Genomic DNA, 14,710 nt, shown 5'->3' on the forward strand with positions numbered 1-14,710 from the left:
CGTGCCACGTCGGGTCAGGGCCGGGCGCGCGCCATCAGGTCGCGGGCGTGCTCGAGCGCGGCGTCGGTGCCGGTGCCGCCGAGCATGCGGGCGAGCTCGGCGACGCGGTCGTCGCCCTCGACGGCGTGGACGCCGCTGCGGGTGACGTGGCCGTCGTCGGAGCGCTCGACGACGAGGTGCCGGTCGGCGTGGGCCGCGACCTGCGCGAGGTGGGTGACGACGACGACCTGGGCGTGCCGGGCGAGGGCCGCGAGCCGGGCCCCGACGTCGAGGGCGGCCCGGCCGCCGACCCCGGCGTCGACCTCGTCGAAGACGAACGTCGGGACGGCGGTGGTGTCGGTGGCCGTGGCGACCTCGATGGCGAGCATGACGCGCGAGAGCTCACCGCCAGAGGCCGCTCGGGTGACGGTGCGCGGCGGGGTGCCGGGACCGGAGGCGAGGCGCAGCTCGACGTCGTCGCGGCCGTCGGCGCCGAAGCGGCCGGCGTCGTCGACGGCGACGGTCACGGTGGCCGAGCCCATCGCGAGGTGCGCGAGCTCCTCGGTGATGCGCTCGCCGAGGGTGGCGGCGGTCGTGGTGCGCGCGGCGGTCAGGGCGGCCGCAGCGGCGGCCCGCCCGGTCGTGAGGGTGGCGACGTGCTCCTCGAGCTCGCCGATGCGGTCGCCGGTGCCCTCGAGCTCGTCGACGCGCCGGGCCGCCTCCTTCGCCCAGAGCAGGACGTCGTCGACGCCCGGGCCGTAGAGGCGGGTGACCTCGCCGAGGGCGGCCCGTCGCTGCTCGACGTGCTCGAGCCGCGCCGGGTCGACGTCGACGTCGCCGAGGTAGGAGCCGAGGTCGGCCGCGACGTCGGCCGCGAGGTAGCGCAGCTCGTCGACGCGGGTGCCGATCTCGGCCAGCGCCGGATCGGCGTCGCTCACGGCCGAGAGCCGGGCCGACGCCGTGGCGAGGGCGTCGAGGACGCCCGGGGCGGCGGTCGAGTCGTCGTCGTCACCGGCGAGCGCGGCGTGGGCCTCGCCGGCACCGACGCGGAGCTCCTCGGCGTGGCCGAGCCGCTGCGACTCGACGCGCAGGGCCTCGTCCTCCCCCGGCTGGGGGTCGAGCGCCTCGATGCGCTCGAGGCCCACGCGCAGCCCGTCGGCCTCGCGGGCCCGTTCGGCCGCGGCCCCGCGCAGGTGCTCGAGCTCGGCCTCGGCCTCGGTGAGCCGGGAGTGCACGTCGCGGTAGCCGGCGAGGGCCTTCGCCACGGGCGCGCCCCCGAAGGCGTCGAGGACCTCGCGGTGCTGGTCGGCGCGCTTGAGGCGCCACTGGTCGGCCTGGCCGTGGACGGCGACGAGGTGCTCGGCGAGCTCGGCGAGCAGGCCCACCGGTGCCGCGCGGCCGCCGACGTGCGCCCGGGAGCGGCCGTCGGCGGACACCGAGCGGACGAGGACCAGACCGTCGGTCGTGTCGCCGCCGGCGTCGGCGGCCCGGACGAGCGCGGGGTGGTCGGCCGGGAGGTCGAGGACCCCCTCGACGACGGCTCGGTCGGCACCGGTGCGCACGAGGGCGCTGTCAGCGCGCCCGCCGAGCAGCAGCCCGAGAGCGGTGACGACCATCGTCTTGCCGGCCCCGGTCTCGCCGGTGAGCACGGTGAGCCCGCGGTGGAGCGGCAGCACGGCCTCGTCGATGACCCCGAGGTCGCGGATGCGGATCTCCTCGATCACGGGGCGGCGTCCTCCTCGGCCTGCTGCCGCCGGGCCGCGCCGCGCCACCCCTGCACGGGGAGGGCGAACTTCTCGACGAGCCGGTCGGTGAAGCCCCCGGGGGACAGGCGGGCGAGCCGGACCGGCCGGTCGCTGCGCTGGACCTCGATGCGGGCGCCGGGAGGCAGGCCGACGGCGCGACGCCCGTCGCACCAGACGACGCCGCTGCCGGCGGTCCCGGGGACGACCTCGACGGCGATCCGCGAGCGGGGACCGACGAGGACGGGTCGGGAGAAGAGGGCGTGCGCGCTGATGGGGACGACGAGCAGGGCCTCGACGTCGGGCCACACGACGGGGCCGCCCGCGGAGAACGCGTAGGCGGTGGAGCCCGTGGGGGTGGCCATGACGACGCCGTCGCAGCCCCACGTCGACAGGGGGCGGCCGTCGATCTCGACGGTCAGCTCGAGCATCCGCTCGCGGGAGGCCTTCTCGACGGTGACCTCGTTGAGCGCCCACGACCCGAAGACGACGCGGCCGTCCTCGTGGGCGGTGACCTCGAGGGTGGTGCGGTCCTCGACGGTGTAGTCCTGGGCGCAGATCCGCTCGACCGTGGCGTCGATGTCGTCGCGCTCGGCCTCGGCGAGGAAGCCGACGTGGCCGAGGTTGACGCCGAGGAGGGGCGCCCCGGAGCCGCGGGACAGCTCGGCGCCGCGCAGGATCGTGCCGTCGCCCCCGAGGACGACGACGAGCTCGCAGCCCGCGGCGGCCGAGGTCGTGGGCTCGGTGTCGGCGGCGTCGTGGGGAACCGCCGTCACGCCGTCGACGGCGCCGAGGGCGGTCCCCGCCATCTCGTCGGCCGGGGCGACGACCTCGATGCCGGAGGCGAGGAGGCGGGTCGCGACCTCCGCGGCGAGGTGCTGCGCCTCGGGGCGGCCGACGTGGGTGACGAGCAGGACGCGGCGCGACGGCGTCGTCATCGGCGTCCTCCCGTGGTCTCGGTCGTGAGGGCGCGCGCGAGGGCACGCACCTGCTGACCGCTCATTGTGTCCGACGGGACCGACCGCGCCCACAACAGGTACTCCGTGTTGCCCGTCGTGCCGCTGATCGGGCTGGCCCGCAGCCCGTGGACGTGCAGGTCCTGCTCCCCCACCGCGTCGAGGACGCGCGCGAGGGCGGCCTCGCGGTCGCGGGCCGCGGTGACGACGCCCTGCCGGTTGAGGCGGCCGCGCCCGACCTCGAACTGCGGCTTGACGAGGACGACGAGGTCTCCGTCGTCGGCGAGGAGGCCGGCGAGGTCGCCCATGACGAGGGTGAGGGAGATGAAGGACAGGTCGGCGACGACGAGGTCGGCCGGTCCCCCGAGGTCGTCGGCGCCCAGGCCGCGGACCGTCGTGCCGCTGCGCTCCTCGACGCGGGGGTCGTCGGCGACCTCGCGGACCAGCTGGTCGTGGCCGACGTCGACCGCCACGACGCTCGCGGCACCGGCGGCGAGGAGGACCTGGGTGAAGCCCCCCGTCGACGCGCCGACGTCGACGCAGCGACGTCCCTGCGCACGGAGGCCCTGCGGTCCCCAGGTCTCGAGGGCGGCCGCGAGCTTGTGCGCCGCCCGGCCCACCCAGCGAGGGCCCTCGTCGGTGACGGCGAGGGTGTCGCCGTCGTCGACGGGGTGCGAGGGCTTGCGGGCCTGCTGCCCTCCGACGCTGACCAGTCCCGCGGTCACGAGGTCGCGGGCCTCCCCGCGGGAGCGGGCCAACCCTCGTCGGACGAGCTCGGCGTCGAGACGGGCGATCTCAGCCGCCGAGGTCGGACAGCCGGGACTGCAGGGTCCGGTGCACCGCCTCGCCGGTCGCGAGCTGGGCGTCGAGGTCGTCGGGGTCGGCCTGGGCGAGGTCGCGCAGGGCCGCGTCGATGACGATGTCGCCGGTCTCCGGGGGCGCCGGGACGTCGGTGGGCGAAGGGGTGGGCTCGGCCCCGAGGTCGTCGACGGGGTCGGGGGCGACCTCGTCGACGACCTCGGGGTCGGTGTCCGGGTGCTGCTCGGTCACGCGGTGCCCGCCGTCGTCGAGGGCGTCGAGGGAGTCGTCGTCGCGGCCGGAGCCTTCTTCGCGGCGGACGTCTTCCTGGCCGGAGCCTTCTTCGCCGGGGCCTTCCTCGCGGCCGTCGTGGTCGCCTTCTTGGCGGGCGCCTTCTTCGCGGCCGTCGTGGTCGCCTTCTTGGCCGGCGCCTTCTTGGCCGGCGCCTTCTTCGTCGTCGCCTTCTTGGGTGTGGCCTTCGTCGCGGGCGACTTCCTCGCGGCAGCCTTCCTCGCCGGGGCCTTCTTCGCGGGGGACGGCGTCGCGGCCGGCGCGCTCGAGGCGCTCGTCGACGACGCCTTCTTCGCGGGGCGCTTCCTCGCCGGAGCCGGCCGCGGTGCGACACGGGCCGGCTCGGGCTCGACGTCGACGACCCGGGCGGGGGCGCTCGGTGCGGGACGGCCGGCGGCCGCGCGGGCCAGGTCGTCGACCTGGGCGGCCAGGGCGGCGACGGTGGCCCCGAGGCCCTGGACCTCACCGACGAGGCGTCCGACGTCGATGCGGCCGATGGCGGCCTCGACCTCGCTGCGCACGAGACGGACGACCTGCTTGCGGTTGGACTCCGCTGCGACGAGCAGGTCGTCGGCGAGCTTGCCCGCCTGCTTGGCGACCTTCTTGCTCGAGCCCTCGACGCCGGTCAGCGTCAACAGCTCGGTCGCCGCCTCCTTCGCGCGGCTGCGCGTCAGCTCTCCGAGCCCGGACGCGAGCTCGACGAAGCCCTGGATGGATCGCTTGGCCATGGGTCCTCCTCGGTCGGGTGGCCCGATCGGCCCCCACTGCGAGGCCACGCTACCGGTGGGCCACCCGGGCGAGCACACCTTCGGCGGCCGAGGTGAGGTCGGCGACCGTCGCGGTGTCGGCCCCGCGGTCCCGGGCGGCGTGGACGGCGGCCACGGCGGCGGCGAGGTCGACCAGGCCCGCGCCCCCCGGCGCGGCCGACCCGGGGTCCGTGTGGAGCGCGGCGAGGTCGTGGGCGACCCAGGTCGGGCGACGGTGCCGCGGGGCCTCGAGGACGGCCCCGAGGTCGTCGACCCCGGTGAGGACGAGCAGCGACTCGGCACCGGCGGCGACGGCGCCCTCGATGTCGGTGTCGAGCCGGTCGCCGACGGCCAGCACCGACGACACCGGGACGCGCAGCCGGCGCGCGCACAGCAGGTACAGGGGTGCCTCCGGCTTGCCGGCGACGAGGTCGGGACCACGGCCGACGGCGTTGCCGACGGCCGCGACGAGCGAGCCGTTGCCCGGGGCGACCCCCCGCTCGGTGGGCAGCGTGGCATCGGTGTTCGTGGCGACCCACAGGGCGCCGTCCTGCACCGCGTACGCCGCCTCCGAGAGGTCGGCTGCGGTGACGTCGGGACCGTACCCCTGGAGGACGGCGACCGGTGCGGCGGCACCGGACCGGCGCTGGTGGGGTGTCACGGGCACGAGGCCGGCCTCCGCGAGGGCCATGCCGACCCCGATGCCGCCGACGACGAGCACCTCGGACCCGGGGTCGACCCGGTCGGCGAGGAGCCAGGCTCCCGCTTCCGAGCTCGTCGCCACCATGCCGGACGTGCACGCGAGCCCGAGCTCGCGCAGGTGCTCGGCGACGACCTCCGGCGGGCGCGAGGCGTTGTTCGTCGCGTAGAGGACGGGCACGCCGACCGTCGAGAGCGCCTCGACCGCCCCCTCGACCGCGGCCGGTCCGCGGTAGACCACGCCGTCGAGGTCGCAGACGACGCCCTCGTAGCGCGCGATGAGGGGATGCCCCTCGGCGGCGCCGCTCACCCGGCGGAGCGGGGGCCGTCGGTGGACGCGTCGTCGTCCGCCGGGGTGGCGCCCTCGACCTCGTCGACGTCGTCGAGCTCGTCGTCGCCGGTGTCGATGATCGAGATGCCGTCGAGCTCCTCGAGCCGCTCGACCGCGTCGGTCTCGCCCTCGACGTCGCCCTCGACCGCCTTGAGGAACCACTCGCGCGCCTCGTCGGTGCGGCCGAGGCCGGCGAGGGTGTCGGCGTACGCGTAGTGGAGGCGGAACACCCCAGCCTGCGGGCCGCGCTTGAGAGCAGGGACCTGGAGGGCCAGCAGCGCGGCGTCGTCCTGTCCGAGGTCGCGGCGGATGCCCGAGACGACGATGGCGAGCTCGAGCCGCTCCGACTCCGAGAGCGTCCTCGCCTCGGGCGTCACGGCGAGGTCGAGGGCGCGGCCGTGGCGGCCCAGTCCCCGCTCGCAGTCGACCATGAGCGGCAGCAGGTGGGACGAGCCGCTGAGCCGGCGCACCGTGCGGAACTCGGTGAGCGCGCGCGCGAAGTCCCCGCTGCGGTAGGCCACCATCCCGAGGGCCTCGCGGGCCGCGGGGACCCGCCCGGCACGACGGACGGCGGTCTCGGCGTGGGCCAGGGCGGCGTCGATGTCGTCGGCCTCGAGGTGGGCCGACACCATGACGAGGTGCTGGGCGACGCCCTCGGCGTTCTCCTTCGACAGCGTGCGCAGCTGCTGGTGGATGGAGCGGTCGAGCTCCTTGCCCGTCACGCCCTCCGGGATCGAGGGCTCGGGGAGCTTCGGACCCTTGGGGGCGAGGCGGCTGGCGCCCCGCTCGCGGTCGTCGCGCCCGTCCCTGCCGTCGCGGGGACCGCCCTGGCGGTCGCCGTCCCGGCCTCTCCCTGCCGGACGCGGACCCGCACCACGGCGCGGAACGTCACGGCGGTCGCTCCCGCTCGACGGCCCGCGGCCGGGCCCGCGCGGAGGACGACCCGAGCCGCTGCCAAGGGAGCCGTCGCGGCCTCCACCTGGGCGTCCGTCGTTCTCGGGCACGTCATCGTCTCCTTCGTCGTGGCGTGGCCACGGGGGTCGGGGTCAGCATACGGATGCGGGCGCCTCGCGTCGCCGCCGGGACGGCGGCCGATGGCACCGGAGAAAAGGCCGAACAGGAGTTGGCACACGCAAAAGGGGAGGGCGTGTGGGCCCTCCCCTTTTGGGAATGTTTGTCCGGCTGCGTCCTACTCTCCCACACCGTCACCAGTGCAGTACCATCGGCGCTGAAGGGCTTAGCTTCCGGGTTCGGAATGGGACCGGGCGTTTCCCCTTCGCTATGACAGCCGAAACTCTATGGAGATATGTGGGTGTGTCTCACCCCGGGTGGGGGTGGTTCCCGTCCGTATCTCGGGAACTGCACAGTGGACGCGAACACGCTTTGAATTCTTTGGGTGTGTATCAAGTTGTCGGCTTATTAGTACCAGTCAGCTGCATGCATTGCTGCACTTCCACGTCTGGCCTATCAACCCGGTAGTCTAGCCGGGAGCCTCTCGCACCTGATGGTGCATGGAAACCTCATCTTGAAGCGTGCTTCCCGCTTAGATGCTTTCAGCGGTTATCACTTCCGAACGTAGCTAATCAGCGGTGCCCTTGGCAGGACAACTGACACACCAGAGGTTCGTCCAACCCGGTCCTCTCGTACTAGGGTCAGCCCTTCTCAAGTTTCCTACGCGCACAGCGGATAGGGACCGAACTGTCTCACGACGTTCTAAACCCAGCTCGCGTACCGCTTTAATGGGCGAACAGCCCAACCCTTGGGAGCAACTCCACCCCCAGGATGCGACGAGCCGACATCGAGGTGCCAAACCATGCCGTCGATATGGACTCTTGGGCAAGATCAGCCTGTTATCCCCGGGGTACCTTTTATCCGTTGAGCGACGGCGCTTCCACAAGCCACCGCCGGGTCACTAGTTCCGACTTTCGTCCCTGCTCGAGATGTCTCTCTCGCAGTCAAGCTCCCTTGTGCACTTACACTCGACACCTGATTGCCAACCAGGCTGAGGGAACCTTTGAGCGCCTCCGTTACCTTTTAGGAGGCAACCGCCCCAGTTAAACTACCCACCAGGCACTGTCCCTGATCCGGATCACGGACCGAGGTTAGATATCCAGAACGACCAGAGTGGTATTTCAACGTTGACTCCACCGACACTGGCGTGCCGGCTTCACAGTCTCCCACCTATCCTACACAAGCCGTACCGAACACCAATACCAAGCTATAGTAAAGGTCCCGGGGTCTTTCCGTCCTGCTGCGCGTAACGAGCATCTTTACTCGTAGTGCAATTTCGCCGAGTTCGCGGTTGAGACAGTGGAGAAGTCGTTACGCCATTCGTGCAGGTCGGAACTTACCCGACAAGGAATTTCGCTACCTTAGGATGGTTATAGTTACCACCGCCGTTTACTGGGGCTTAAATTCTCAGCTTCGACCCGAAGGTCTAACCGGTCCTCTTAACCTTCCAGCACCGGGCAGGCGTCAGTCCGTATACATCGTCTTGCGACTTCGCACGGACCTGTGTTTTTAGTAAACAGTCGCTTCTCCCTGGTCTCTGCGGCCCTTTCCCCTAGGACGTGAAGTCCTTCAAGGTCTGGGCCCCCCTTCTCCCGAAGTTACGGGGGCATTTTGCCGAGTTCCTTAACCACGATTCACTCGATCGCCTTGGTATTCTCTACCTAACCACCTGAGTCGGTTTGGGGTACGGGCGGCTCGAACCTCGCTAGAAGATTTTCTTGGCAGCATAGGATCACCCTGCTTCCCGCATACGCGGTCACTATCAGGTCTCAGGATATGTGTGACACGGATTTGCCTATGTCACTCCCTACACCCTTGGACGTGGACAACCATCGCCACGCGGAGGCTACCTTCCTGCGTCTCTCCATCGCTTGACTACTACCAGCTCGGGTCGCGCGCTCCACCGGCGATGTCACCCCCTCGAAAGGAGGCAACGAAGTGCCGGCTTCAGGCGCTTAGCATCACGAGGTTCGTCATGGGCGGTTCTTCGCCGGTTCCGGAATATCAACCGGATGTCCATCGACTACGCCTGTCGGCCTCGCCTTAGGTCCCGACTTACCCAGGGCAGATTAGCTTGACCCTGGAACCCTTGGTTATTCGGCGGACGGGTTTCTCGCCCGTCATTCGCTACTCATGCCTGCATTCTCACTCGTGTGGCCTCCACGGCTGGATCACTCCGCCGCTTCCCTGGCCACACGACGCTCCCCTACCCATCAACACGCTTGGACCACGATCCCTCAGGAGTCGTGGCCGGGCAATGTGTCAATGCCACAGCTTCGGTGGTGTGCTTGAGCCCCGCTACATTGTCGGCGCGGAATCACTTGACCAGTGAGCTATTACGCACTCTTTAAAGGGTGGCTGCTTCTAAGCCAACCTCCTGGTTGTCAATGCAACTCCACATCCTTTCCCACTTAGCACACGCTTAGGGACCTTAGATGGTGGTCTGGGCTGTTTCCCTCTCGACTACGGAGCTTATCCCCCGCAGTCTCACTGCCACGCTCTCACTTACCGGCATTCGGAGTTTGGCTAACGTCAGTAACCTGGTGAGGCCCATCGGCTATCCAGTAGCTCTACCTCCGGTAAGAAACACGTGACGCTGCACCTAAATGCATTTCGGGGAGAACCAGCTATCACGGAGTTTGATTGGCCTTTCACCCCTACCCACAGCTCATCCCCTCAGTTTTCAACCTAAGTGGGTTCGGCCCTCCACGACGTCTTACCGTCGCTTCAGCCTGGCCATGGGTAGATCACTCCGCTTCGGGTCTAGACCCAGCGACTCTGTCGCCCTGTTCGGACTCGCTTTCGCTACGGCTTCCCCACACGGGTTAACCTCGCCACTGAGCACTAACTCGCAGGCTCATTCTTCAAAAGGCACGCCGTCACCCCACAAGGAGGCTCCGACGGATTGTAGGCACACGGTTTCAGGATCTATTTCACTCCCCTCCCGGGGTACTTTTCACCTTTCCCTCACGGTACTTGTCCGCTATCGGTCACCAGGGAATATTTAGGCTTAGCGGGTGGTCCCGCCGGATTCACACGGGATTTCTCGGGCCCCGTGCTACTTGGGATGGTTCTCTGGAGTGCACGCCATTTCGTCTACGGGGGTCGCACCCTCTGTGCCGGGCCTTTCAATGCCCTTCGACTATGACGCACATTTCTGACTCCATGCCAGCGTGTCAGCACTGACTGAGAAGTCCCACGACCCCGCATCTGCAACCCCTGACAGGTATCACACAGATACGGTTTAGCCTGATCCGCTTTCGCTCGCCACTACTCACGGAATCGCGGTTGCTTTCTCTTCCTGTGGGTACTGAGATGTTTCACTTCCCCACGTTCCCTCTACCCACCCTATGTGTTCAGGTGGGAGTGACTGGACTTGCCTCCAGCCGGGTTTCCCCATTCGGAAATCCTCGGATCACAGTCTGGTTATCGACTCCCCGAGGCTTATCGCAGATTCCTACGTCCTTCTTCGGTTCCTGGTGCCAAGGCATCCACCGTGTGCCCTTAAAAACTTGATGCACAAAGATTTTAAGATGCTCGCGTCCACTGTGTAGTTCTCAACATACGGGCGGCACCTTCGCCCACACCGGCGCCTACCGAGCCCAACAGCTCGACGGTTCGCACGAGGCAAAGGTCCCAACCACACCACCCCACCCCCACACGGGGAGCCGGCCGGCACGGCCTGAAAAGCAACGGCAACCACCCCCACCCACAAGGCAGGAGCGGCCGGCCGAGCCCTCAGGACCCAACAACGTGTCAGGCACCGCCACCCTCCCCGACCCCGTTCCACACCCCCCGAAGAGGAGCTGTACTAGGTGCCGGCAAGACCAAGCGGTGCCAAATAATCGATGTTCCACCCTTGAGCACCCGGTGCCCCACGAACGGGGACAAACCAGGGCCTGGACCGACCCCAAGGGCCGGCCAGCGCTCCTTAGAAAGGAGGTGATCCAGCCGCACCTTCCGGTACGGCTACCTTGTTACGACTTAGTCCCAATCGCCAGTCCCACCTTCGACGGCTCCCTCCCACAAGGGGTTGGGCCACCGGCTTCGGGTGTTACCGACTTTCGTGACTTGACGGGCGGTGTGTACAAGGCCCGGGAACGTATTCACCGCAGCGTTGCTGATCTGCGATTACTAGCGACTCCGACTTCATGGGGTCGAGTTGCAGACCCCAATCCGAACTGAGACCGGTTTTTTGGGATTCGCTCCACCTCGCGGTTTCGCAGCCCTTTGTACCGGCCATTGTAGCATGTGTGAAGCCCAAGACATAAGGGGCATGATGATTTGACGTCATCCCCACCTTCCTCCGAGTTGACCCCGGCAGTCTCCCATGAGTCCCCAGCACCCTAAAAGGGCCTGCTGGCAACATGGAACGAGGGTTGCGCTCGTTGCGGGACTTAACCCAACATCTCACGACACGAGCTGACGACAACCATGCACCACCTGTGTACCGACCTTGCGGGGCACCCATCTCTGGATGTTTCCGGTACATGTCAAGCCTTGGTAAGGTTCTTCGCGTTGCATCGAATTAATCCACATGCTCCGCCGCTTGTGCGGGCCCCCGTCAATTCCTTTGAGTTTTAGCCTTGCGGCCGTACTCCCCAGGCGGGGAACTTAATGCGTTAGCTGCGGCACAGATCTCGTGGAATGAGACCCACACCTAGTTCCCAACGTTTACGGCGTGGACTACCAGGGTATCTAATCCTGTTCGCTCCCCACGCTTTCGCTTCTCAGCGTCAGTAGTGGCCCAGAGACCTGCCTTCGCCATCGGTGTTCCTCCTGATATCTGCGCATTTCACCGCTACACCAGGAATTCCAGTCTCCCCTACCACACTCTAGTCTGCCCGTACCCACTGCAAGTCCGGGGTTGAGCCCCGGATTTTCACAGCAGACGCGACAAACCGCCTACAAGCTCTTTACGCCCAATAATTCCGGACAACGCTCGCACCCTACGTATTACCGCGGCTGCTGGCACGTAGTTAGCCGGTGCTTCTTCTGCAGGTACCGTCACTTTCGCTTCTTCCCTGCTGAAAGAGGTTTACAACCCGAAGGCCGTCATCCCTCACGCGGCGTCGCTGCATCAGGCTTTCGCCCATTGTGCAATATTCCCCACTGCTGCCTCCCGTAGGAGTCTGGGCCGTGTCTCAGTCCCAGTGTGGCCGGTCGCCCTCTCAGGCCGGCTACCCGTCGTCGCCTTGGTGAGCCACTACCTCACCAACAAGCTGATAGGCCGCGAGCCCATCCCAGACCGAAAAACTTTCCACACCATAACCATGCGGCTCGGTGTCGTATCCGGTATTAGCTCCGGTTTCCCGGGGTTATTCCAGAGTCTGGGGCAGGTTACTCACGTGTTACTCACCCGTTCGCCACTGATCACCCAAGAGCAAGCTCTCAAGATCACCGTTCGACTTGCATGTGTTAAGCACGCCGCCAGCGTTCGTCCTGAGCCAGGATCAAACTCTCCGTTGATGTATTCAATCCCCCACCCGAAAGCAGGGAAAACAACTACACCCCGTAAAGGGTTCAAACCCCGGCTGAGCACAAACAACCAGCAAAAAAATTCACTGCTTGTCCGTCATCAACCAAAGGATAAAATCGTGCACCACCCCCACCCCACCACCACAACGGCGACCAGGCGAGAACGACGCGACGAGGTAAAACTTGGCATCGATTTTTGACACGCTGTTGAGTTCTCAAGGATCGGACGCGCACCGGACGCCGTACCAGCGGTACGAGGTCGGGGGCTGCCGTTCAGGTGTGTCGCCTCGGCCGTTTCCGTCCGGGGGCAACCACTCCAACTTACCCGCCCCTCCCCGTCGCGGTCAAACTCGCTCCGCGCTGCGGATCGGGCCTGGCCGAGGTGGTTCGGGACTCCCTGGCGGGCCGGCGCACGATCGTGCTCCTGGCGTTCCACCGGGGTGTCAGCTCGCGGGACCGGCCTGCTTGGTGATCGGGTCTGCACCCGAGCCGCTTGGCGTCCGTTCCTCCCTCTCGGGCTGACGTCGAGAACACTAGACGACGCCTCCGACGCTCACCAAATCGGGACCCCGTCCTCCCTGACGACGACGCCGGATGCCCTGCGGCACAGGGCATCCGGCGTCGACCGTGGAGCGAGGACCGTCAGGCGGGGGCCTGGACCCGCCCGGCGGCCAGGTTCCGTCGGCCGCGGCGCAGCACGACGACCTCGCCGTGCAGCAGGTCGTCGTCGGTCAGGACGCGCTCGGCGTCGGTGACCTTCTCACCGTTGACCGAGGCACCGCCCTCACCGATCGCGCGTCTCGCGGCGTTGCGGGAGTCGACGAGGCCGACCGCGACGAGGGCGTCGACGAGGGAGGTCCCCACCTCGACGGCACCGCCGGGCAGCTCGGCGGTCGCCTGCCTCAGGGTGCCGGCGTCGAGCGCCCGCAGGTCGCCCTTGCCGAACAGCGCCTCGCTCGCCGCCTGCACCGCCGCCGTGGCGTCGGCGCCGTGGACGAGGGTGGTGACGTCGGCCGCCAGGGCCCGCTGGGCCGCCCGTCGGAAGGGCTCCTGCTCGACCTGCCGCTCGAGCTCGGCGACCTCCTCGGCCGTGCGGTCGGTGAAGACTTTGACCAGGGCGATGACCGAGGCGTCCTCGACGTTGAGCCAGTACTGGTAGAAGGCGTAGGGGCTCGTCATCTCGGGCGAGAGCCAGATGGCGTTGCCGGCGCTCTTGCCGAACTTCTCCCCCGAGCTGTCGGTGAGCAGGGGGGTCGTCAGGAGGTGGACCGAGGCGCCCTCGACCCGGTGGATGAGGTCGGACCCGGCCGTGAGGTTGCCCCACTGGTCGTTGCCGCCGGTCTGCAGCGTGCAGCCGAACTGGCGGTACAGCTCGAGGTAGTCCAGGCCCTGGAGCAGCTGGTAGCTGAACTCGGTGTACGAGATGCCCTCGTCGGAGTTCAGCCGCGCCGCGATGGCCTCCTTCTTCACCATCTGGTTGACCCGGAAGTGCTTGCCGATGTCACGCAGGAAGTCGAGTGCCGACATCCCCTGCGTCCAGTCGAGGTTGTTGACGAAGACCGCGGGGTTGTCGCCCGAGGCGTCGAGGAACGGCTCGACCTGCGCGCGGATGTTCGCGACCCACTCGGCGGTCTGCTCCTTGGTCTTCAGCACCCGCTCGGCCGAGGGGCGGGGGTCGCCGATGAGGCCGGTCGACCCGCCGACGAGGCAGATGACACGGTGCCCGGCCCGCTGGAGGTGGCGCAGGAGGACGAGCTGGACGAGGTTGCCGAAGTGGAGCGACGGGGCGGTGGGGTCGAACCCGCAGTACGCCGTGATCGGCCCGTCGGCGAGTGCCCGGCGCAGCGCGGACTCGTCGGTGGTCTGCGCCACCAGCCCCCGCCACTGCAGCTCGTCGAGGATGTCGGTCACGTCGTCGGTCCTTCCGTTCGTCTCCTGCCGGTGCGCCCGGCGGCGCCAAGCCTGCCACGGAGCGGGTCGGCGCCCCGCTCCGGTCCGCACCGGCCGCTCCGGTCCGCCCCCGTCCAGCCCGGGCTCAGCGCGGGTCGTCGGCGAGGACGGCGTAGGTGTAGCCGTCGATCCACCCGAGCTCGGCGTGCCACGAGTCGCGCACCCCGTGCTGCTCGCGGCGCATCCCGCACTTCTCCATGACCCGCCAGGAGCCGGTGTTGTCGGCGAAGCACCCGGCGGTGACCCGCCGGAGGCCGAGGTCGTCGAAGGCGAGGTCGAGCACCGCCCGCACCGCCTCGGTGGCGTAGCCGCGGCCGTGGTGGGCCGGGTCGACGAGGTAGCCGAGCAGCCCCTCGCTCCCGGGGGCCGGGTTGCCCTCCAGCATCTGCCCCATGCCGTCGCGCACCTCGAGCGAGAGGGTGGCGACGACCTCCTCCCCCGCGACCGCGACGACGGAGTGGTCCCACGGGTCGTCCGAGCTCGCCCGCCACGCGGCGCGGTAGGCCACGGGGTCGACGACGGTCCGCAGGAGCCACCGCGCGACCTCGGGGTGGTTGCGCCAGGCGAGGACGCGGTCGAGGTCGTCCTCGGTGGGCGGCCGGAGGACGAGGCGCTCGGTGTGGCGCGGCCAGCCGAGCTCGGGAGAGGTCATGGGTCCTGCCTACCCGCTCGGCCCGACGGCCTCCACCACATTTCGGCGCGTGCGGCCGCGCATGGGGCACACTGGCG

General features: G+C 68.6%; 9 protein-coding genes and 3 rRNA genes. All 12 read right to left on the reverse strand.

Annotation, left to right across the window (positions count from 1 at the left end):
* Positions 1–14: 14 nt before the first annotated feature.
* The gene (gene recN, locus ACFWN3_RS02245) at positions 15–1,703 is read right to left on the reverse strand and encodes a DNA repair protein RecN (protein WP_377643000.1); all 1,689 of its coding nucleotides are present in this window, start codon (positions 1,701–1,703) and stop codon (positions 15–17) included.
* Complete coding sequence (locus ACFWN3_RS02250; RefSeq protein ID WP_377643003.1) at positions 1,700–2,659, reverse strand: NAD kinase; 960 nt, start codon at positions 2,657–2,659, stop codon at positions 1,700–1,702. The genes recN and ACFWN3_RS02250 overlap by 4 nt, the downstream gene beginning before the upstream one ends.
* Entirely contained in the window at positions 2,656–3,471 is an 816-nt protein-coding gene (locus ACFWN3_RS02255; RefSeq protein ID WP_377645509.1) for a TlyA family RNA methyltransferase, read from the reverse strand. Before ACFWN3_RS02255 ends, ACFWN3_RS02250 begins: the two co-directional genes overlap by 4 nt.
* Position 3,472: 1 nt before the next feature.
* A complete protein-coding gene (locus tag ACFWN3_RS02260) occupies positions 3,473–3,727 on the reverse strand; it encodes a hypothetical protein (RefSeq protein WP_377643006.1) in 255 nt (84 codons plus the stop codon).
* Positions 3,724–4,494, reverse strand: coding sequence for a hypothetical protein (locus ACFWN3_RS02265; RefSeq protein WP_377643009.1), 771 nt, complete (start codon positions 4,492–4,494; stop codon positions 3,724–3,726). The genes ACFWN3_RS02260 and ACFWN3_RS02265 overlap by 4 nt, the downstream gene beginning before the upstream one ends.
* Positions 4,495–4,543: 49 nt before the next feature.
* On the reverse strand, positions 4,544–5,521 hold the full coding sequence (locus tag ACFWN3_RS02270; protein WP_377643011.1) for an HAD-IIA family hydrolase: 978 nt from the start codon (positions 5,519–5,521) through the stop codon (positions 4,544–4,546).
* On the reverse strand, positions 5,518–6,264 hold the full coding sequence (locus tag ACFWN3_RS02275) for a tetratricopeptide repeat protein (RefSeq protein WP_377643013.1): 747 nt from the start codon (positions 6,262–6,264) through the stop codon (positions 5,518–5,520). The genes ACFWN3_RS02270 and ACFWN3_RS02275 overlap by 4 nt, the downstream gene beginning before the upstream one ends.
* 454 nt (positions 6,265–6,718) lie before the next feature.
* Positions 6,719–6,835: ribosomal RNA gene (gene rrf, locus ACFWN3_RS02280) — 5S ribosomal RNA — on the reverse strand.
* Positions 6,836–6,941: 106 nt separating this feature from the next.
* A 23S ribosomal RNA gene (locus ACFWN3_RS02285) occupies positions 6,942–10,071 on the reverse strand.
* 417 nt (positions 10,072–10,488) lie between these two features.
* Positions 10,489–12,022 (reverse strand): 16S ribosomal RNA (locus ACFWN3_RS02290).
* Together the 16S, 23S and 5S rRNA genes form the textbook arrangement of a ribosomal RNA operon.
* Positions 12,023–12,673: 651 nt before the next feature.
* Complete coding sequence (gene tyrS, locus ACFWN3_RS02295) at positions 12,674–13,942, reverse strand: tyrosine--tRNA ligase (protein WP_377643015.1); 1,269 nt, start codon at positions 13,940–13,942, stop codon at positions 12,674–12,676.
* Between the two features lie 124 nt (positions 13,943–14,066).
* The gene (locus ACFWN3_RS02300) at positions 14,067–14,633 is read right to left on the reverse strand and encodes a GNAT family N-acetyltransferase (RefSeq protein ID WP_377643017.1); all 567 of its coding nucleotides are present in this window, start codon (positions 14,631–14,633) and stop codon (positions 14,067–14,069) included.
* Between the last annotated feature and the right edge of the window lie 77 nt (positions 14,634–14,710).

The organism is Oryzobacter terrae (genome assembly GCF_042756445.1).
GTDB lineage: Bacteria > Actinomycetota > Actinomycetes > Actinomycetales > Dermatophilaceae > Oryzobacter > Oryzobacter terrae.